16 protein-coding genes are annotated in these 20,279 nt (G+C 52.9%); 7 read left to right on the plus strand and 9 right to left on the minus strand.

From position 1 onward, the window contains the following. Window positions 1-68: 68 nt before the first annotated feature. Window positions 69-1,793, minus strand: coding sequence for an AMP-binding protein (locus ACRRUX_RS12635; RefSeq protein WP_432530818.1), 1,725 nt, complete (start codon window positions 1,791-1,793; stop codon window positions 69-71). Between the two features lie 277 nt (window positions 1,794-2,070). On the opposite strand from ACRRUX_RS12635, the gene ACRRUX_RS12640 reads away from it, so the two are divergent. Then, window positions 2,071-2,526 (plus strand): EVE domain-containing protein, encoded by a 456-nt coding sequence (locus ACRRUX_RS12640; protein WP_432530820.1) that lies wholly within the window; start codon window positions 2,071-2,073, stop codon window positions 2,524-2,526. A 44-nt stretch (window positions 2,527-2,570) separates the two neighbouring features. On the opposite strand, the gene ACRRUX_RS12645 is transcribed toward ACRRUX_RS12640, so the two are convergent. Beyond that, on the minus strand, window positions 2,571-3,482 hold the full coding sequence (locus tag ACRRUX_RS12645) for a LysR family transcriptional regulator (RefSeq protein WP_432530823.1): 912 nt from the start codon (window positions 3,480-3,482) through the stop codon (window positions 2,571-2,573). A gap of 261 nt (window positions 3,483-3,743) precedes the next feature. Between ACRRUX_RS12645 and ACRRUX_RS12650 the strand changes: the two genes are divergently transcribed. From ACRRUX_RS12650 to ACRRUX_RS12660, 3 genes are all read left to right on the plus strand, one after another. Beyond that, on the plus strand, window positions 3,744-4,904 hold the full coding sequence (locus ACRRUX_RS12650) for a homogentisate 1,2-dioxygenase (protein WP_432530825.1): 1,161 nt from the start codon (window positions 3,744-3,746) through the stop codon (window positions 4,902-4,904). Between the two features lie 74 nt (window positions 4,905-4,978). Continuing rightward, window positions 4,979-6,019 (plus strand): 4-hydroxyphenylpyruvate dioxygenase, encoded by a 1,041-nt coding sequence (gene hppD / locus ACRRUX_RS12655; protein ID WP_432530827.1) that lies wholly within the window; start codon window positions 4,979-4,981, stop codon window positions 6,017-6,019. Between the two features lie 201 nt (window positions 6,020-6,220). Next, a complete protein-coding gene (locus ACRRUX_RS12660; RefSeq protein ID WP_432530829.1) occupies window positions 6,221-6,838 on the plus strand; it encodes a LysE family translocator in 618 nt (205 codons plus the stop codon). Between the two features lie 377 nt (window positions 6,839-7,215). Here ACRRUX_RS12660 and ACRRUX_RS12665 read toward each other — a convergent pair whose 3' ends face one another. From ACRRUX_RS12665 to ACRRUX_RS12690, 6 genes are all read right to left on the minus strand, one after another. Then, window positions 7,216-7,809, minus strand: coding sequence for a DUF3501 family protein (locus tag ACRRUX_RS12665; protein WP_432530831.1), 594 nt, complete (start codon window positions 7,807-7,809; stop codon window positions 7,216-7,218). 16 nt (window positions 7,810-7,825) lie between these two features. Beyond that, window positions 7,826-9,154, minus strand: a complete 1,329-nt coding sequence (locus ACRRUX_RS12670; RefSeq protein ID WP_432530833.1) for a heterodisulfide reductase-related iron-sulfur binding cluster — start codon at window positions 9,152-9,154, stop codon at window positions 7,826-7,828. Window positions 9,155-9,208: 54 nt separating this feature from the next. Further along, the gene (locus ACRRUX_RS12675; protein WP_432530835.1) at window positions 9,209-9,628 is read right to left on the minus strand and encodes a rubrerythrin family protein; all 420 of its coding nucleotides are present in this window, start codon (window positions 9,626-9,628) and stop codon (window positions 9,209-9,211) included. 241 nt (window positions 9,629-9,869) lie between these two features. Then, window positions 9,870-12,611 carry a methyl-accepting chemotaxis protein gene (locus ACRRUX_RS12680; RefSeq protein WP_432530837.1) on the minus strand — a complete coding sequence of 914 codons (2,742 nt, stop codon included), beginning with the start codon at window positions 12,609-12,611 and terminating at the stop codon, window positions 9,870-9,872. Between the two features lie 358 nt (window positions 12,612-12,969). Beyond that, window positions 12,970-15,435: an ABC transporter permease gene (locus ACRRUX_RS12685; protein ID WP_432530839.1), complete on the minus strand. Its 2,466-nt coding sequence runs from the start codon at window positions 15,433-15,435 to the stop codon at window positions 12,970-12,972. Next, window positions 15,432-16,286: an ABC transporter ATP-binding protein gene (locus ACRRUX_RS12690; RefSeq protein WP_432530841.1), complete on the minus strand. Its 855-nt coding sequence runs from the start codon at window positions 16,284-16,286 to the stop codon at window positions 15,432-15,434. The genes ACRRUX_RS12685 and ACRRUX_RS12690 overlap by 4 nt, the downstream gene beginning before the upstream one ends. 28 nt (window positions 16,287-16,314) lie before the next feature. On the opposite strand from ACRRUX_RS12690, the gene ACRRUX_RS12695 reads away from it, so the two are divergent. Next, a complete protein-coding gene (locus ACRRUX_RS12695) occupies window positions 16,315-16,881 on the plus strand; it encodes an arylesterase (RefSeq protein WP_432530843.1) in 567 nt (188 codons plus the stop codon). Window positions 16,882-17,040: 159 nt separating this feature from the next. Then, window positions 17,041-18,123, plus strand: a complete 1,083-nt coding sequence (locus ACRRUX_RS12700) for a DUF481 domain-containing protein (protein ID WP_432530845.1) — start codon at window positions 17,041-17,043, stop codon at window positions 18,121-18,123. Between the two features lie 162 nt (window positions 18,124-18,285). Here the strand turns inward: ACRRUX_RS12700 and ACRRUX_RS12705 are convergent, their stop codons facing one another. Continuing rightward, entirely contained in the window at window positions 18,286-19,230 is a 945-nt protein-coding gene (locus ACRRUX_RS12705; RefSeq protein WP_432530847.1) for a LysR family transcriptional regulator, read from the minus strand. 125 nt (window positions 19,231-19,355) lie between these two features. Here ACRRUX_RS12705 and ACRRUX_RS12710 point away from each other — a divergent pair, with 125 nt between their 5' ends. Then, entirely contained in the window at window positions 19,356-20,270 is a 915-nt protein-coding gene (locus tag ACRRUX_RS12710) for an alpha/beta hydrolase (RefSeq protein ID WP_432530849.1), read from the plus strand. Window positions 20,271-20,279 lie beyond the last annotated feature (9 nt).

Raw genomic sequence — 20,279 nt, forward strand, 5'->3', positions numbered from 1 at the left:
CCGCAAATGCGGCGCTTTTATCATTATCGGAAATCGCTGTGATTAAAGGGCGTTCACCCCGCCAGGATTTACGATACGACTTCTTCTGAATGCAGTTCTTCATTCATCAGTTCCCGCATACGAAACTTCTGGATCTTGCCCGTCACTGTCATCGGATATTGTTCAACAAATTTGATGTATTTTGGCACCTTAAAGTAAGCCAGCTTTTGCGACAGAAACTCGCGAATGTCCGCTTCAGTCACGCGACTGCCGGGACGCACCTTGATCCATGCGCATACCTCCTCCCCATACCTGTCATTCTGCACACCAAATACCGCAGCATCCTGAATATCGCTATGGGTATAAAGTTTTTCTTCAATCTCACGGGGATAAATATTTTCGCCGCCGCGGATAATCATGTCTTTAATCCGCCCGACAATCTGCACATACCCTTCGGCATCCATAACGCCCAGATCACCGGAATGTAACCACCCCTCGATATCTATCGTCGCCCTGGTTTTATCCGGATCATTCCAGTACCCCTGCATAATGCAGTAACCGCGACTGCACACCTCACCGGGATGCCCAACAGGCAGCAGTTCACCAAACTCATCAACAATCTTGACGTCGGTATGAGGTAAGGCTCTGCCTACCGTAGTAACCTGTTTTTCAAGGGATGATTCCCGTTCAGTCATATTATTGATAGGACTGCACTCGGTCTGGCCATATCCAATTACCACCTCCTTCATGTGCATCAGATTCTGTACCCGCTTCATCACTTCTTCCGGACAGGTGGCCCCTGCCATCACGCCGGTGCGCAGGCTGCTCAAATCATATTGATTGAAATCAGGCAGTTCCAACTCTGCGATAAACATAGTTGGCACTCCATGCAGCGCCGTGCAGCGCTCCTGCTCGACCACTGCCAGCGTGGTGGCCGGGTCAAATGCATCGCCGGGAAATACGGCAGTGGCGCCCTTGGCGATACACACCAGATTGCCAAGTACCATACCGAAACAATGGTACAGGGGAACCGGAATACAGAGTCGGTCACTGGCGTCAAACCCCATGGCATCGGCAACCAGCAGGCCGTTATTAAGAATGTTGTGATGAGTCAGGGTCGCCCCTTTGGGATTACCCGTGGTACCTGAGGTAAATTGAATATTAATCGCATCATCCGCCCGCAGTTGTGTACCGATTTGCTGCAACCGGGCCAATTCGGCTTCGCCACCCAATTGGCACACATCGGGGAAATTAAACATACCGGCGGTTTTCCCGGTGCCGGTACGGATCACGCAGCGCAGCTCTGGTAGCCTGTTTGCCTGCAACTTGCCAGGCTCGCAGAAAGCCAGCTCAGGCGCCAGCTCCGCCAACATGGCCAGATAATCACTGGATTTGAATTTGTCATGGGTAATAAGCGCCCGACATCCTACGTTATTGAGGGCATATTCCAGCTCCTCTGGCCGGTAAGCCGGGTTGATACACACCATGATGGCGCCAATACGGGCAGTGGCAAATTGTGTCAGACACCACTCAATATTGTTGGGCGACCAGATGCCGACCCGATCACCCTGACCAATACCCAATGCCAGCAGGCCTGTTGCCAGTCGATCTATCTCCTGCAGATAACGGCGATAGTTCCAGCGTATATTCTGATGATGCATCACCACTGCTGGGTTATCACCGTAGCGTGATGCGATATCTTCCAGATAACTGCCAATGGTTTGCTGAATTAACGGCCGCTCTGTGTCCCCCCGGTATAGACTGGTGGTCAGAGGTAATGAATTTCGTTGATTGCTTGTCCTGTTGTCAGACATATCGCCTCCTTGCTTGTTATTATCTTCTGGCATCCCCAACGCCGGGAGACGCGTCCTGTGACCTTACCCAATCCCACCGGAAGGCCACAAGGAATAAACCGCTCTCTAAGACCAAAGGCTAAGGTCTGAGGGTTGATCAAGGGCTTGTCAAAATGTCAGGAAATTAGGCGATAATAGCCGGTAAACGCCATGACAACCTGCGGGCAGGACTTACCGGCCAATATAGAGCGCGACCCAAAGACCTTGCCTGACAACCGAACACAACTTAAGGAAAGCGATGAATTACTGGCTGATGAAATCTGAGCCCGATGAGTTCAGCATTGATGATCTGCAACGGGTCGGCACAGAGCCCTGGACCGGCATCCGCAATTATCAGGCACGCAACTATATGCGCGACAGCATGCAGATTGGTGACCAAATTCTGTTTTACCACTCCAGCTGCAAAGTCCCTGCCGTTGTTGGTATTGCTGAGGTGGCCAGTGCACCCTACGCCGATTTTTCAGCATTCAATCCAGAATCAACATACTTTGATCCCAAATCCTCACCAGATAATCCCCGCTGGCAGCTGATAGACATTCGCTTTGTCAGCCGTCTGCCCACACCGGTGACGCTTGAGCAAATCAAAGCCTGTCCGGATTTGAGCCAGATGGCGCTGGTCAATCGCAGCCGTCTCAGCATTCAGCCGGTGACAGAGCCGCAATGGCAGCAGATCCTCAGAATGGCAGGCGTCTGAAGCTCACCTCAGCGCCGCAGCAGCATCAACAGGCAAGTACTGGATTAACGCAGGGCCTCTCCGGGCAGGCCCGGGCGACTGAATTCCTCCAGGATCAGCTGGGTAAAGAGTTGCCCGGCTCTTCCCAGTGGACGCTCGCTGCCTGAAACCAGTTTGGGCGTGAAGGTAAAGCGGTTGCCAGCGGCAAAATCCACCATCACCAACTCACCGGCAGCCAGCTCATCGCCGACCAGATAATCGGGCATCCAGCCGAATCCCAGACCTTTCAGCAATGCGCTTTTTTTCATAATAAAGCCCGACAGATAAAACACCTTGTCGCCACCAAACTGCATCTCATCCTGATAGAGTGGCGCCGGCGAGGAGTCTTCAATCGTCAGTTCAACGTGCTGGCGCAGCTCATGCAGTTGCACGGCTTTCATCCCCGCCAGTCGGTGAGCCGGTGAAACCACCAGCAAACTGGTAATATCCGGTAAAAGCGTGACCTGATAGTGAGGCGCAGGGCGGAAATCCTTTACCAGCATCACATTGGCCTTATCCCGTTCAAACCTGTGCTGAACCCCGCCGAGGAACTCTACCGACAACTGAATTTTGGTGGGCACCCTGTGCTCGGCCATACGCTTGAGCGCAATCAGTATTGGCTCCATTGGCAGTGCCCCATCAATAACCAGCTCAAGCCTGGGCTCCCAGCCCTCGCTGTAGCTCTGCGCCAGGTGCTCTATATTGGCCATTTGTGCCAGCAGCTTTTGTCCCTCAGCCAGAATGGCCTTGCCCTCCGGAGTCAACTGCGCCCGATAGCTGTCCCGACAAAACAGGGTTACCCCCAGATGTTGCTCCAGCTTTTTTACCTGATAGCTGATAGCCGACTGGGCCTTGTGCAGCTGCTCTGCAGCTCCGGCGAAGCTGCCGCACTCCACCAAAACCTGCAGTACTTTGAAGCTCTCTATGTCGATTTTCATCCCTGCTCCCTGTCACGCTGGCATGACACTCTATCCACCATGCCCCTGCCAACAGCGCCTGGCGCCATACGGCATTCATCCAATGTGGAACAGCACTGTAACACCAACGTTACCATCTGAAAAATAGATGATGTTGATGGATTTATTATTCTTTTTTTTGTTGCTGCCGACAACTAAATTGTTAAACAGATCACATTAACAGCAGCCCCGTTCCGGAATGCTCTGAACGAGGGCCAACGGCGCTGGATAAGGAATACCGCTATGCCATTTTACGTCATGCAGGGACAAGTCCCCTCCAAACGGCACATTGCATTTGAAAAGCCCAATGGTGAGCTGTACCGCGAAGAGCTGTTCTCAACCCATGGTTTTGCCAACATCTATTCCAACAAATATCACCACAACATGCCGACCAAAGCCCTGGACGTGTCGGCGCTGTCGGTGACGCACGGAGAGCATTGGCAAGACAGCCTGATCCAGAACTACAAACTGGACTCCCGCAAGGCAGATCGCGACGGTAATTTTTTCACTGCCCGCAATAAACTGTTTTTCAATAATGACGTGGCGATGTACACCGCAAGGGTGACCGAAGACACCAAGTGTTTTTATCGTAATGCTTATGCCGATGAAGTCATTTTTGTGCACGAAGGCAGCGGCAAACTGTACAGCGAATACGGTGTGCTGGAGGTCAATCGCTGGGACTATCTGGTTATCCCCCGCGGTACCACTTATCAATTGAGGTTTGACAGCCTGGACAATGTCCGTCTGTTCGTTATCGAAGCCTTCTCCATGGTGGAAGTCCCCAAACACTTCCGTAATGAATATGGTCAGTTGCTCGAATCAGCTCCTTACTGTGAACGGGACATCCGGGTTCCCCAATTGCAACCGGCCATCGTTGAAAAAGGCCATTTTCCGCTGATCAGCAAATTCGGTGACAGATACCAGCAACTCATGTTGCAGTGGCACCCTTTCGATTTGGTCGGTTGGGATGGCTGTGTTTACCCCTGGGCATTCAATATCCAGGAGTACGCCCCCAAGGTTGGCAAAATCCACCTGCCGCCTTCAGATCATCTGCTGTTTACCGCTCACAACTTCGTGATCTGCAACTTTGTGCCTCGCCTGTATGACTTCCATCCGCAGGCGATCCCTGCCCCCTATTACCACAGCAATATCGACAGTGATGAAGTGTTGTATTACGTCGACGGCGACTTTATGAGCCGCAAAGGCATTGAAGCGGGCTACCTGACCCTGCATCAAAAAGGGGTACCGCATGGACCGCAGCCGGGCAAAACCGAGGCATCTATCGGTAAAAAGGAAACCTATGAATACGCCGTCATGGTGGACACCTTCGCCCCGCTGAAATTGACTGACAACGTTAAGCAAACCATGAGCGACGACTACAACCGCTCCTGGCTGGAAGACTAATTTGCCGGCTCAACCCGGCAGACCCATTTGAAACGGCCAACAGAGCCGGCAACCCATTGAAAGAGGAACAGACCATGGCAAGCGAACAAAATCCACTGGGACTGATGGGCATAGAATTTACCGAATTTGCCACACCAGATACGGATTTTATGCACCAGGTATTTATCGACTTTGGCTTTTCCATGTTGAAAAAAGCCAAAGATAAAGAAATCTACTATTACCGGCAGAACGATATCAACTTTCTGCTGAATCGCGAGCGTGCTGGATTCAGCGCTGAGTTTGCCAAACGCCATGGCCCGGCAATCTGCTCCATGGGCTGGCGGGTTGAGGATGCCCGGTTTGCCTTCGATACGGCCATCGCCCGGGGAGCCAAAGCCGCGCAGGACTGCCATAAAGACATGCCGTATCCGGCCATCTATGGCATCGGCGACAGCCTGATTTATTTCATTGACAGTTTCGGGGCCGACCACAGTATCTATGTTACGGATTTTGAAGATCTGGCTTCCCCTGTCATTGTCGCCGACAAAGGCTTTATGGAAGTGGACCACCTGACCAACAATGTCTACAAAGGCACCATGGATCACTGGGCCAAATTCTACAAAGAAATTTTCGGTTTTACCGAGGTACGTTATTTCGACATCAGTGGCGTACAGACCGCCCTGCTGTCCTACGCCCTGCGCTCTCCCGATGGCAGCTTCTGTATTCCCATCAACGAAGGCAAAGGAGATGACAAAAACCAAATCGACGAGTATCTGCGTGAATACAATGGTCCTGGCGTGCAGCATCTGGCATTTCGCAGTCGCGATATCATTGCTTCACTGGACGCGATGGAAGGCACTGGCATCCGTACTCTGGACATTATTCCCGAGTACTATGACACCATATTCGACAAAGTCCCTCAGGTGACGGAAGACAGAGAACGCATCAAACATCATCAAATTCTGGTTGATGGTGATGATTCCGGTTATCTACTGCAGATTTTCACCCAGAATCTGTTTGGACCGATCTTTATCGAAATCATCCAGCGCAAAAATAATCTGGGATTTGGGGAAGGCAACTTTCAGGCATTGTTTGAGTCTATCGAGCGTGATCAGATGCGCCGGGGCGTACTTTAGCCCAGGGCGATATCCGCCGGTCGCCTCCCCTGACATAGAAGATATCAAAGAAGAGCAATGATTCCCGGTGCCGTTTACCCCCACCCGTTGTCACAGACCTGAAAAAACCGGCTTATCCCTGAGATAAGTCGGTTTTCTTCATTTCGGGAATCCTCTAAAATCCCTTTCCCCATCAATTGTATAAAATAGACAGTATCATTTATGCCTGACATTGCGCTGCTTGCGGTGTTTATTCCCACCTTCTTCTTTGTCGCGATTACACCGGGAATGTGTATGACTCTTGCCATGACTCTGGGAATGAGTATTGGCGTCCGCCGGACCATGTGGATGATGCTGGGTGAGCTTATGGGTGTTGCTCTGGTTGCCGTTTCCGCGGTACTGGGGGTCGCAGCCCTGATGCTGAAGTACCCTGTGGTATTTGAATTTCTGAAATGGATCGGCGGCGCATTTCTGATCTACACCGGGGTCAATATGTGGCGCGCCCGTGGCAAGATGGCCATTGTCGATGGCATTGCGCCAGAGGTAAGTAACATAGGTTTGATCTCCCAGGGATTTATTACCGCGATAGCCAATCCCAAAGGCTGGGCCTTTATGATCTCTTTACTGCCTCCGTTCATCAATGTTGAGCAGGCGGTGGCCCCGCAGCTGACGGCTCTGGTACTCATCATTCTAATGACCGAGTTCAGTTCAATGCTGGCCTATGCTTCCGGTGGTAAAACCCTGCGTTTATTCCTTCAGCGGGGTAATAACATCCGCTGGATGAACCGCATTGCCGGCTCTCTGATGGTCGGCGTCGGACTGTGGCTGGCACTGGGATAACAAGGCTCGTGCACTATGCTGATTATCCATACTGAAATGACCGTGCTGATAGAACAGTGTGGACACTCCAGCAACACAGTGCTTCAGCGCTCCAACAAATCTGAACGACTGGTGGTAGCGTCAGCAAATACTATCAGCAAGCCGGACACTCACTGGCTGGAAAGGTTTGGAAGTCAGTGAGTGCCTCAAACAGCGATGCACAGTGCATCGCTGTTTTCATATTGGCATGTGGATTAAGGCTCAGCCTTTTCTGCCACAACCAAGAACAGAAGAGGTTTTCGCGAATAATTGTGCCAACGTCCAATCATGATCACCACTCAATGGCTGGCAATCTATAACCGGCCGCAGCACAACGGTTCAGGTGACAGGCACTGATATTATTGCAGCGCGGACGAGGAAAGATCGGCACTCAGTGCCTGACAAGTGTCACTGGTAAGCAATGTAAAATTAGGCTCGATAAATTCGCTGTCAATCCCCAGCATCACCTCGCCCCCAGCTATCAGAGCATGTCGGTCAGCCACCGGCAGCTCAAAACGCAAAAAATGGACGCTGGATGTTTTTTCCTCATTGGCGCGGGACAGATCTTCATCGGCGATGGCATACACAGGCGTATGTCCGGCGATTTTAAGCCAGACTCTATGTTCAGCGCCTTTAAGTAAAGTCAGCATGCGTTTGCGCTGCAGCACATCTGTGTATTCAAACATTAAGGTCGCTTTCAAATTGCAACCAGTGGGGATCAACGGATTGTAGGCATCCAGCTCTTCCTGAATACTGTCAGGTTCAAAGATCCGTTCGATTCTGAGCATCTCCTGCACCTGATAGCGAATGGTGATGGCATCTTCAAACAGTAAACGCACATGCTCGCCAATACCGATTTGTCTGTGCTGTTTATGTGCCATCACCTGAGCCCGAAAATCGCTGCGGCGCCGGGCGTACTCTTCCAGTGACCATAAGTCTTCATGGGTCAGCATTGCTGTCTCCTGATGTTCACAATCCATAAGCGTGTCGCAGCAGCGTCATGGGATGCACTGGCTGCTGATTTGACTCAGACAGGTGAGTTATATGGGTCGCAGCCATGGGGCAGTCACTGGCAACGTGCAACGCCCTGAGTTCATCCACTTTGCGGACAACCGGACGGGCTATTTTGACTGATGCGTCCCGGGTTTCGACCTTTACCGCATAAGTACCGTCATGCCCCGAGCAACGCTCAATGGCATTAATTTTGGTATCCGGGATCAGCGCTAATACGTCCCGGGTTTTCAAACCGATATTCTGTACTCTCAGATGACAGGCCACGTGATAACTGATATCTCCAAGGCCCTGCCTGAAGTCCAGCTTCAAGGCGCCGCCTTTGTGCCGCAGAAATAAATACTCAAAGGGATCATAGAAAGCCCGCTGCACCTTGAGTACGTCCGGATCGTCAGGAAACATCAGCGGCAACTCCTGTTTGTACATCAACACACAGGAAGGTACCGGGGCAATCAGGTCATACCCCTGGTCGACCAGTTTGGCCAGTACCGGAATATTGGCCTCTTTGAGTCTGGCTACGGCCTGCAAGTCCCCCAGTTCCAGCTTGGGCATACCACAGCACTGCTCTTTGGGCACCACTTCAAGGTGTACATCATTGTGCTGAAATACCCTGAAGAAATCCTCTGCCAGATGAGGACTGTTGTAATTGCCATAGCAGGTCGCGTACAGGGCAACCTTACCTGTCGTTTCGCCAACCTGAGCTCCGATGATCGGTTTGGCAAGGATGGTTGCACGTTTACGCAGGGTATTGGAATGGTATGTGGGTAAAGGGGCATCACTGGCAATGCCCAGAGAGGACTCCAAAGCCTGTCGGAATAAACCATTTTGATTAACAGCGTTGACGATAGCGCTGATCACAGGTTTGGACGCTGCTTTGCCCATGGCATCGGTGCTGGTAATCAGCCGGTCGCGGAATCTGGCACCCTGCTCATGAAAGTGGACGGCTTTGGCTCTGAGCATCAGATGAGGGAAATCCACCTGCCATTCATGGGGGGGGACATAGGGGCATTTACTCATATAACACATGTCGCACAGATAGCACTGATCAACGACCCTGTTATAATCCGTTTTGGCGACACCATCCACTTCCATGGTGTCGGACTCATCCACCAGCTCAAACAGCACAGGGAAGGCATTGCAAAGGGATACACAACGACGGCATCCATGACAAATGTCGTACACCCTTTCCAACTCAGTATTCAATGCCTCACGGTCATAAAACACCGGTGATTGCCAGTCCAGCGGATGCCGGGTTGGCGCTTCCAGACTCCCCTCTTTTCGGCTCATAACCACCTCCATCTGGCATATTCAGGGAGCCGCAGCTCCCCGAGCATCAGCCCGTCAGGCATCCAGTTGGTCAAGAGCTTTCTGAAAACGATTGGCATGACTGCGCTCAGCTTTGGCAAGCGTTTCAAACCAGTCGGCAATCTCATCAAAGCCCTCATCCCGGGCAGTTTTCGCCATCCCGGGATACATATCTGTGTACTCATGAGTTTCACCGGCGATGGCAGATTTGAGATTATCAGAGGTTGCCCCGATAGGCAGTCCGGTAGCGGGATCGCCCACCTGCTCAAGATATTCCAGATGACCATGCGCATGGCCGGTTTCACCTTCTGCCGTTGAGCGAAAGACGGCAGCAACGTCATTATAACCTTCTACGTCTGCTTTAGAGGCAAAATACAGGTAACGGCGATTGGCCTGAGATTCGCCGGCAAAGGCGTCTTTTAGATTTTGCTCTGTCCTGGATCCTTTCAATGACATGGTAATCACCCCACTGTCGTGTTGGTTGATATGTCACAGATCGACGGCTCATCTGTGGGAGGGTTATGAGTTAAACCTAGTCTCATGACTATTTTTTATACAACCCTATTTACCGATTGCACTAATTCAGCGGATAGATTACCGCGCAGCATACTCAACTGACGACTTCGGGCTAATAAATGACCCGGCATTGCCGGACCTTATCACTGTCAGTCATATCCTTGCCACACCTCAGGCAGGATTAAAACTCATCCCAGATCATCCCATCTTCGCCACCGGCCGCAGGGCGCATGCCATTGCCCTTTTTCCCCCGCTTACCTTTGGCCGGTTTCAAAGAACGACGACTGATATCGGTAACCACTTCAGCCGTTGCCTGCGTAGTATCGAAGCTGAAATAGGACAACAGCGACATCATGTGTTTGGCCTGATCTGCCATGATGGCACTGGCATTGGCAGTCTGTTCAACCATGGCAGCATTTTGCTGAGTTGAGGTATCCATCTGGCAGACGGCCACCGACACCTGCTCCACGCCATTGGCCTGCTCTCTGGCATTAATGTCTATCTGAGCAATCATATTGGCCAGCTCTCCAATAGAGTCGCGGATCTGCTCCAGTTTACTGCCTGAGTCATTGACCAGCTCACTGCCGGTTTTGACCCGCTCAACACTGTCTGAAATCAGATGTTTAATCTCCTTGGCCGCTGCGGCACTGCGCTGCGCCAGGGATCTGACCTCTCCGGCCACTACCGCAAAACCCCGTCCCTGCTCACCGGCGCGGGCCGCTTCCACCGAAGCATTGAGCGCCAGCAGATTGGTCTGGAACGCAATTTCATCTATAACGGTAATGATTTCGGCAATCCGTTGGCTGGATTCATCAATGGCGCGCATGGCTTCGATAGCATTGTTGACGACATTGGTACCGTCACTGGCCTTGCGGGTAGTATTCTGGGTCAGTTCATTGGCATTGCGCGAGATTTCTGAGGTGCTTTTCAGACCTGTGGCCATTTGCTCCATACTGGCTGCGGTTTCTTCCACGTTGGCTGACTGCAGCTCAGTACGGGCACTGAGATCCCGGTTTGCCGCTGCAATCTCATCGGCGCCCAGCGTCACCGCCGATGCGACTTCCCGCAACTTGCACACCACATCCGTCAGCTTTTTACCTGTGGTATTGGCATCCTGCTGCAACTTACCAAATACGCCCTGAAAGTTACCTTTGACGGTTTTTCTCAATTCGCCACAGGCCAGCGCGTCCAGCACTCTGGCAGTTTCATCCACGGCGCTGGAAATCTGCTCCATCAGACGGTTAAGTTTGCTGGCGACATCCAGATAAAAACCGGACTTGCCGTCCAGGCTGATACGCTGGGTTAAATCTCCCTGACCGGCCGCTTCAATCAAGTGTTCAATATCCTCTTCCGAGGCAATTTGTTCAGTCACATCCACCCATTCCACCACAGTGCCCATCCGCTCTCCCTCTTCGCCAAAAACAGGAGCCGCCGTGAGGTTAAAACCATACTCGCCGATTTTCACATGGGATTTATGGGGATGGGTGAGATTGGCCAGCAACTCCTGCTGATGTTTGGGGGCGGTATGAAACATATCCATGTTCATGCTCTCAATATCCGCCCCCTTGAGACCGGAAACCGATTTACTCACCTTATCCCGGATATTGCCAAACAGAGATTTGGCTGCCCGGTTCATATAAACAATGTTGCGATCATTGTCGGCCATCATAATGGAGGTGTTGACCTGATTGAGTGCCTGCTGCACCTTCAGGATCTCATCACGTTGTCGTTTTTCGGTAATGGCAGCCTGAGCCAGTGTCACCTTCATATCTTCCAGCGCCCGCATCACCCGTCCCAGCTCATCCTGCCGACTGACATCAATCAGCTGATGAAAATTCCCTTCCTTGATACCATCAAAAATAGCTACCACCTGATGCAGCCTGGACAACACATCCCGCAATACGGCCAACATCGCCCAGAATGCCAGCGAGCCGACCAGTAACGATAATGCCAGGATCCAGTACAGTCGCTGCTTGGCGGCGTAAATACGGCTGACCAGCATCTGTGTCAGCGCCGGCAGGGCTTTCATCACCAGCGTGTTGGTTGCCGTGATGGAGTCAGTCCCCAGACGCCAAATCTCCGCTGATGTCACCCCGCCACCTTTGCCTGACAATACATCGGCCAGTGCCTGTGAGTAGGCCGCAATCGCCTGTTTGGAAGCCTGCGCTTCACTGCGCAACTCTTCAGGTACTGCCTCCCAGGTATCAAACGCCAGCATCAGTGAATCGGCCAATACCTGATAATTGAAATCCGATGACACCATAGCCAATCTTTGCTGCTGCAGATTGGTCAGGGGTTTGCCACTGGCCAGTAAGCCCGATGCCAACCCACGGCTCACCCCCATGGCCTCCACCATCACCGGCGCATCCCGGAACAACATGGCGACCAGATAACTGGCACGGTATTCAGGGTCATAACTCAGGCCGGTTTTACGGATCACCAGATTGGAGAACTTGAGCCACTGCCCCACATAATCGGAATAAGCGGCAAAGGTTTCAGCAGGAGGCCTTGAAAAGGCCGTTGCCGTCAGCTGCGGCCAGGTCAGTTTGAGCGTGTCAAACTGACTGCGAATGGTCGGATAGGTGCGCCAATTGTTGCCTCGCTCACCCCAGATCTGGATCTGATTTATCCCCTCCTCCACCCTGAGTTGATTCTCCCGGATGGACGGCAGTACATTCTCATCACCGGCCAGGTAGCGATTGGTCAGGCCGCGGGTTTTCTGCACCGATTCCACCACCTGATACAGAGGAGCAAACAGCTCCAGACCATTGAGTTTCTCCTCAAACCCCGCGACCTGGCGATAAGTATCGGTCAACCACAAACTCACCAGACCGATGACGATCAGCAGCAGCATGGCGTAAATAATGCCCAGACGTTGTTTGATGGAAAACCGGCAAACCAGACTTTGTGTAAATGATTTCATCCTGACCTCGAAAGACAGTCCCTTGCAGCAAGAACCTCTGATTAACCTTAGCACAGCCACAACAGTCCGATGTCTGGCACGACTTATGCCCATATCGGCGTATCCGCCACTCAGGGGAACCCGGCGACAGCAACATGGACGCTGCGAATTGCCATTCGGCGAAACCTCACACGATAAACACAGGGAAATATTTAAGTCTTGAGCACTAAAAACAGGATGCGGATGGGGGTAACAACGCGAGGAGGATGACCTGAGCAAGATGACGACAGGATAAAGACAATACAGACTGTCGGGAACTATACCGGGGCGCCTGCCTGCGCCCCCAATAACAGCTTCCCACAAGCCGCCTGAACACCACTCAGGATTGCAGCAGCTGAGCGCAACTTTGTCGAAGCAAACGGCGGCAACGCCACAGCCCCAGCGCGGCGACCAGCGTCCCACCAGCCAACGGCGCTAAAAGCCACCAATCCCAGTGCATATACACATTAAGTTCAAACACCTGGGTTTTCAGCAAATACAGGGTAAGCTCTGCCACCAGTACGGCAATCACTCCGGCAATACCCCCCAGCAGCGCAAATTCCAGCGCGGTGGCACTGCGAAGCAGCCAGCCACTGCCACCAAAGGTGCGCAGAACCGCCAGTTCCCGCTGACGGGTCGCCATTCCCGCTTCCGTCTGGGCAAACAGCACCAGCGCACTGGCCGCCACTACCAGCACCAACACCAGCGACAGTGACAGCGATACCTGCTCGATGATCTCCCGCAACTGGCCGACGATAGCGCCCACATCCAGTACAGAAATAGTGGGAAATGCCTTGATCAAATCCACTACCAGCGCCCGGCGACTGTCATCCAGATGGAAAGACACCATGGAGGTATGGGCAAACTGGCCCAAATCTTCCTGGCGCATAATCATAAAGAAATTGGGTTGCAGGGTTTCCCAGTGGACGGCCCGGACACTGGTAACCGTCACGGTGAAATCCCGGTTATCTATGGTGAAGGTCAGTTCATCCCCAAGTTGCAGGCCCAGGCGCTCCATCACCTTGGTTTCTATCGATACTTCACCTGAACCTGTATTGAACTGCCCCTTGAGCAGATCATTGTTGGGCGGCAAACTGTCACGCCAGGTCAAATTCAGCTCCCGGCCAATCCCTACCCGGCCGACAACACCTGACTCCTGCTGCTCAGTGGTGATCAGTGCCTCACCGTTGATTGCGCTCAGGCGACCGCGCACCACAGGATAGATATCGGTCGTTTGGATCTCATTGTCGTCGAAAAATGTCGCCAGCGGCGCCTCATCCTCAGGGGCGATATTCACCAGAAAATAGTTGGGGGCATTTTGAGGCAATTGCTGTTGCCATTCGTTGAGCAGATCCTGCCTCAGCGCCAAAATCACCAGCAGCAACAATAATGCGGTGGAAAATCCCACCAGCTGCACCGCATTTTGTCTGGCGCGGCGACGCAGCCCGGCCAGCGCCAGTTGCAGTGGATTGGTGGTCTTAAGGCCAACACTGTGCCCCATGCGCACCATCAGCCAGCCCAGAGCCCCAAGCAGCAGCGCCAGTGCACACACAGCCGCCACTACGGTCGCGGTCAGCGCCAGCGAACCTGAATACAGATACCCCAGCAGCGCCATGGCGCTCAGACTGAGCAGCAGATGCAACCAGGCCCCGGTAGACATGCCTTCGAGCTGTCGCTGCAGCACCCTAAGCGGGGGAATGGCAAGTAACCGCAGCAGCGGGTAAGCGGAAAACATAAAGGCACTGATAAGCCCGGTGCTAATCCCCAGCAGCAAAGGCCTCAGCCAGGAGGGATCATAGGCGGCCAACTGCGCCGGCAACATGCTGCTGATCCCCAGATCCAGCAACCAACCGCCCATCAGCCCAAGCAGGATGCCACTGCATGTCACCAGCAACAGATGTAGCGCAAACAGCTGGCGAATTTGCCGCCCGGAAGCACCGAAGGTTTTCAGCATGGCCACCACGTCATAGTGACGCTGGCAATACCGCTGGGCCGCGATACCGATGGCCGCGCAGGCAAGTGCTATCCCCAGCAAACTGGCCAGCAGCAAAAACCGCTCGGCCCGCTGCACCGCCCCGGCAATGGGCGAGTCACCGGATTTGACATCCACCCAGCGTTGAGAGGTGGTCAGCAAAGGCCTGGCATAACGCTCAAAGGCATTGAGCGCATCTGCACTGCCGGCAAATTGGTACAGATAAGTCACCCGACTGCCGGGCTGCACAATGCCGGTTTGGGCTACATCAGCAAGCCGCATCAGCACCACGGGCGAAGAAGCGAAGGGATTAAAGCCCGCATCGGGCAGACGGCGGATCTCTTCGCTCAAACGAAACTGCGCTACGCCCAACTCTATGCTGGCCGGTGTTGATTTATCCTGCATCCCCAGCAGTCGCGCCAGCCGGCTTTCATACCAAAGCTCACCGTCACCGGGCAGTGATTGAGTGGGGCCAGAGCCCAGCTCTATCTGACCTCTAAGCGGATAGCCGGGTCCCACGGCTCTGACGGTCACCAGTTGAAAGCCGTCATCGCCAAACAGCATGGAGTTAAAGCGCATGCTGGTGACCTGCCTGAGCCCAAGCTCGCTGGCTTTGTCCAGCATAGTGTCAGGCAGAGCCTCAGGGGAATCTATGATGCGATCGGCAGCGATGAACGTGGCCGCCTGACCATTAATAGCCGCCTGCAGCCGCTCACTCACCCCGGCCAACCCACTGACAGACAATACCGCCAGCATGATTGCCAGAATGATCAGCAGTAGCTGTCCCTGCTGCAGTTCGCGCCGAAACAGACGCAGTGCCAGCGTACCACTCATGCCCTCACCTCCTGCTGTGAGGATGTTGAGTCAGCAACCTGCTGCTCTGATGGCGCTTGCGCTGATAAATGTCGCTCTGATGGCCCTTGCTCTGTCGGGGCCGACTGTGGTTTTTCCGCCTCAGCGGACGGGGGAGTGACTTCAGTCAGGCGGCCATCTTCCATCACCAATTGCCGGCCACAACGCTCTGCCAGCGCCAGATCATGGGTCACCAGCACCAGAGTGGTGTCAGACTCCCGGTTCATTTCAAACAGCATGTCGGCGACTTTGGTACCGTTGACCGGATCAAGGTTCCCGGTCGGCTCGTCAGCAAACAGTACTCTGGGTTCGCTGATAAATGCTCGGGCGATGGCAACGCGCTGCTGCTCACCACCGGACAGTTGCCTGGGTAAGTGTCCCAGACGATGTGACAGTCCGACCCGGGTGAGCATAGCCTGCGCCTTCTGGCGGGCATTTTTTATCCCCGCCAGCTCAGCCGGCAGCATGACGTTCTCAAGGGCCGTCAGGGTATCGACCAACATAAAAGACTGGAAAATAAAACTGAGTTTGGCTTTACGCAGCGCCGCTTTGGCCTCTTCATCCAGGCCGCTCAGCGCCACCCCATCAAGCCAGATTTCCCCCTGTGTCGGCGTATCCAGTGCCGCAAGCAGCCCCAGTAAAGTTGACTTGCCAGAACCGGAAGGCCCTGTAATTGCGACGCTTTCTCCCTGCTTGACATCAAGCTCTATGCCATCGAGGATAGAAAGCTCTCCCTCCTGAGTAGTAACGGATTTACAGAGGCGACTGACATTAATGGCACTGTTCACTGATCTACCTTCCTTCACTGGCAAAAATTTCCTCGTTCGCAGCATATCGCTCGCGCTGCTGATACTGGCTCTTATGGTACCCAATTTAGCCAAAGCTGCATCTGTCCTTATACTGGGTGACAGCTTAAGCGCGGCCTATGGCATGGAAGAATCCAAAGGTTGGGTCAATTTATTAAGGCAGGCCATGCCTGAGCACGAGATTATCAATGGCTCTGTCAGCGGCGAAACCACTGCCGGAGGTCTGCGCAGACTGCCGTCGTTACTGGATTCCAGCCATCCTGATGTATTGCTGATTGAACTGGGTGGCAACGATGGACTAAGAGGTTTCAATCCTGCCGGGTTGAAATCAAATCTTACAAAAATCATTGACCTTGGCCAGCAGGCTGGTGCCACTGTCCTGCTCACTGAAATTATGGTGCCACCCAACTATGGCCCCAGATACAGCAGGATGTTCAATCAGGTCTACCATCAGCTGGCCGACGATTATGATATTGCCCTGATCCCCTTCTTTATGACAGATATCGCGCCCCACCCCGATTTGATGCAACGCGACGGTATTCATCCCAATGAACAGGCTCAGCAGCAGATTACGCAGTGGATGCAGCCCTGGATCAGCCAGGCTGTCAACGCCCCGGATTAACGCTCAAGATTTCGCCAACCGCGTTAGAGTTTGACAACATTCTCCTGAAATCAACATGTTATGAATTTGCTGCCCGACTTGAAGCCGGGCGTTATTTCATTACAATGTGCGCTTCCATTTTTGGCTCAAATCCAGCCGCTCAGGAGATGCCGCTTTTCCATGTCTGTTGTTATCCATTCCCGCCGTCTGTATACCGCGCTGGCACTCAGTGTCAGTACCCTGATGTCACTGCCTGGTGCCCAGGCTGAAACCTCTATTCGCCCACCGGCGCAAAGCCACAAAGACTGGCTGAAGCTCAAATCCAACGAGCTGCTGCGTGGTGAGATCAAAACCCTGTACGACGACAAACTGGAATTTGACAGCGACGAGCTCGATACCGTGATGATCGACTGGGAAGACGTCAAACTGCTGCAAAGTGCCGGCACAGTGAGTATTGGCTTTACCGATCTGTCGACCCGCAGCGGTAAACTTCTGGTCGAGGATGGACGCAGCTATCTGGATGGTGTGGAGTTTGACCCGGGCCAGATCATGACTATCATCGCCGGAGAGCAAAGTGAGGCCAACTACTGGTCGGCCAAAATCTCCCTGGGCGCCAACATTCGTTCAGGCAACACAGACCAAATCGACTACAGTGCCCGCGCCAAAACCACCCGCCGCACCACTGAGTCGCGCTTTAATGCCGACTATCTGGGCAATTACACCAAAAGTGACGGTACCAGCACGGTCAATAATCACAGGGTGAACTCCAACTTCGACTGGTTCATTTCCAAACAATTTTATGTGCGCCCGGTATTTGCCGAGCTTTACAAAGATCCGTTTCTGAACATTGACTACAAGGCTACTCTGGGTGCCGGTCTGGGTTACAACATCATCGACAGCAAAAAAACCGAGTGGAGTATCAGTGGTGGCCCAGCCTACACTTACACCCGTTTTGATCAGGTGGAAACCGGCGCAAAGCCGCACGACGGCAGCGCTTCTGTGGTGCTGGAAACCGTGTTTGATACTGAGCTGTCCGGTGATGTCGACTTCACCACCAAGTATCAACTGCAGTATTCCAGCGAAGATTCAGGTGGCTACAGCCATCACGCCATCGCTTCACTGTCAGTGGATCTGACCGACATATTCGATTTGGACCTGTCTGTAGTCTGGGATCACACAGGCAATCCTCAGGCAGGCAGCAATGGCATCATGCCGGACAAGAACGATTACCAGTTTATTATTGGCTTTGGCATAGATTTGTAATTAGGTTCAGACCTGCCCTCTGGCTGCTAGGCAGTTGGTCGATTTATCACTCAAATGACAAAAGGCGACCTGGTGTCGCCTTTTTCAATGGTTGTCCGCTGCCGCCCGGGAGTCCAATTGACAAGATGCATCGTCAGCACTGTGGTCGATGGGGCCCGGCGGTTAATCCAAACGGCGCAGCGCTTCCGGTTTGAGAAATTCACGCTTTTCTATTAAAAAATCCATTAATACTCTGATTTTCCTGGGCATATTATTTCGTGACGGGATATAGAGGTAAAATCCGGGGAAGGGTTTGCACCAATCGGTAAGCACCCGCTCCAACCTGCCTTCTTCAAGGTGTTTTAATACCCATAAATCAATGTGTTTGATAAGCCCAACCCCCTGGATTGCGGCTTGGATCATACTGGAGTCATCATTGAATACCGCATTTCCCCTGGGTTCAAAGACCACAGTGTGTTTGTCGGCATGTGGCGATGTTAACGACCAATGATCAAGGGTACTGCTCGAGGTAAAACGGTAGGCCAGGCAGTTATGCCGCTCCAGATCATCCGGTGTTTGAGGTTTACCATGTTGCCTGAAGTAATCCGGCGACCCCACAACCGCATTGGTCAGATTTGGGGTAACAGGCACCGCTGCCATGTGTTCATCCAGGCTGATCCCCAGACGTATCCCGGCATCCATACCTTCGGCGACGATATTTGTCAGACCATCATCCATCACCATTTCAAGGCGAATTCTCGGATAACGGGATAAAAACTCCCCCAGATGTGGCTCGATAAGCAGGCGGGCCGCCGTCCTTGACACACTGATCCGAATGAGTCCGGCGGGCTCAATATGCAGATCATTCAGTTCGTTCAGCACCTTCTCAATATCAGTCAACGATGGTTGAAGTGTATCGAATAAACGCTGGCCCTCTTCGGTCAGCGACATATTTCGGATTGTGCGATTCAGCAACCTGATCTGGAGGCGCTGCTCGAGCCCTTTGATATGTTGTGACAGCGCAGCACGGGTGACCCCCATTTCAGCGGCAGCCTTGGTAAAACTGCGATGGCGGGCGACATGCGCAAACCACGTCAGTGATGAGAGTAAAGAAGGATCTATTGGCATTTGTTAAGCATACCTGAACAGTCATGTATGGAAAACGATATTTATCCATAACAGTCAGCTCACTAATATAAACCCACGCCCTCCACTCAGGGCTGAACAGCAAAATGCTACAGGAGAATTTCGTGATGTCTAAAGTGATGTTCAACAATCTAAATGGTCAGGGTATCTCCATTTCTGCGGTAATTAACTTCCCTGACAACTTTGATAAATCCAAACCGTATCCTGCCGTTATTGTCTCCCATCCCGGTGGCGGCGTTAAGGAGCAGACTGCCGGAACCTACGCCAGGAAACTGTCTGAACACGGTCTGGTGACGATTGCATTCGATGCCTCTTATCAGGGGGAAAGCACCGGCGAACCCCGCCAGCTGGAGAATCCTCATATTCGGACCGAAGATGTCAGCGCCGTAATCGATTACCTCACGACCCTGGATTACGTGGATAACGAGCGTATTGGTGCGATGGGCATTTGCGCAGGTGCTGGCTACACCGCCAACGCAGCGATAAATGACCGCCGAATCAAAGCCGTTGCGACAGTCAGCATGGTTAATATCGGGCAGATGTTCCGCAACGGCTGGGACAACAGTGTGAAAGATAGCGACGCGATCCCATATATCGAAGCTGGCTCACAGGCCAGAACCTCTGACGCAAACGGTACCGGGTTTGTCACCATCCCCCTGGCGCCATTGACTGAAGAAGACGCACCCAATGAAGAACTGCGTCAGGCTTGGGAGTACTACCATACCGACCGCGCGGCATATTGCACCGCACCGGGGTTTGCAACCGCCCGCAGTCTGAACCAAATCATTACCTATGATGCGTTTTTCAAAGCAGAAGCCTTCCTGACACAACCCCTGCTCACCGTTGTGGGTCGCAACGCCGGCAGCAAATGGATGAGTGATGACCTGATGGCCCGCGCTGCAAGCACAGATAAACACATGCATATCGTTGAGGGCGCAAACCATATGGATCTTTATGATGGTGAATCGCCAATTGCTGAAGCGATCGGTGTTCTGGCGCCGTTTTTCCAACGGACGCTGTAACAGGCTTAC

It is taken from the genome of Shewanella sp. GXUN23E, from assembly GCF_050865035.1.
Lineage (GTDB): Bacteria > Pseudomonadota > Gammaproteobacteria > Enterobacterales > Shewanellaceae > Shewanella.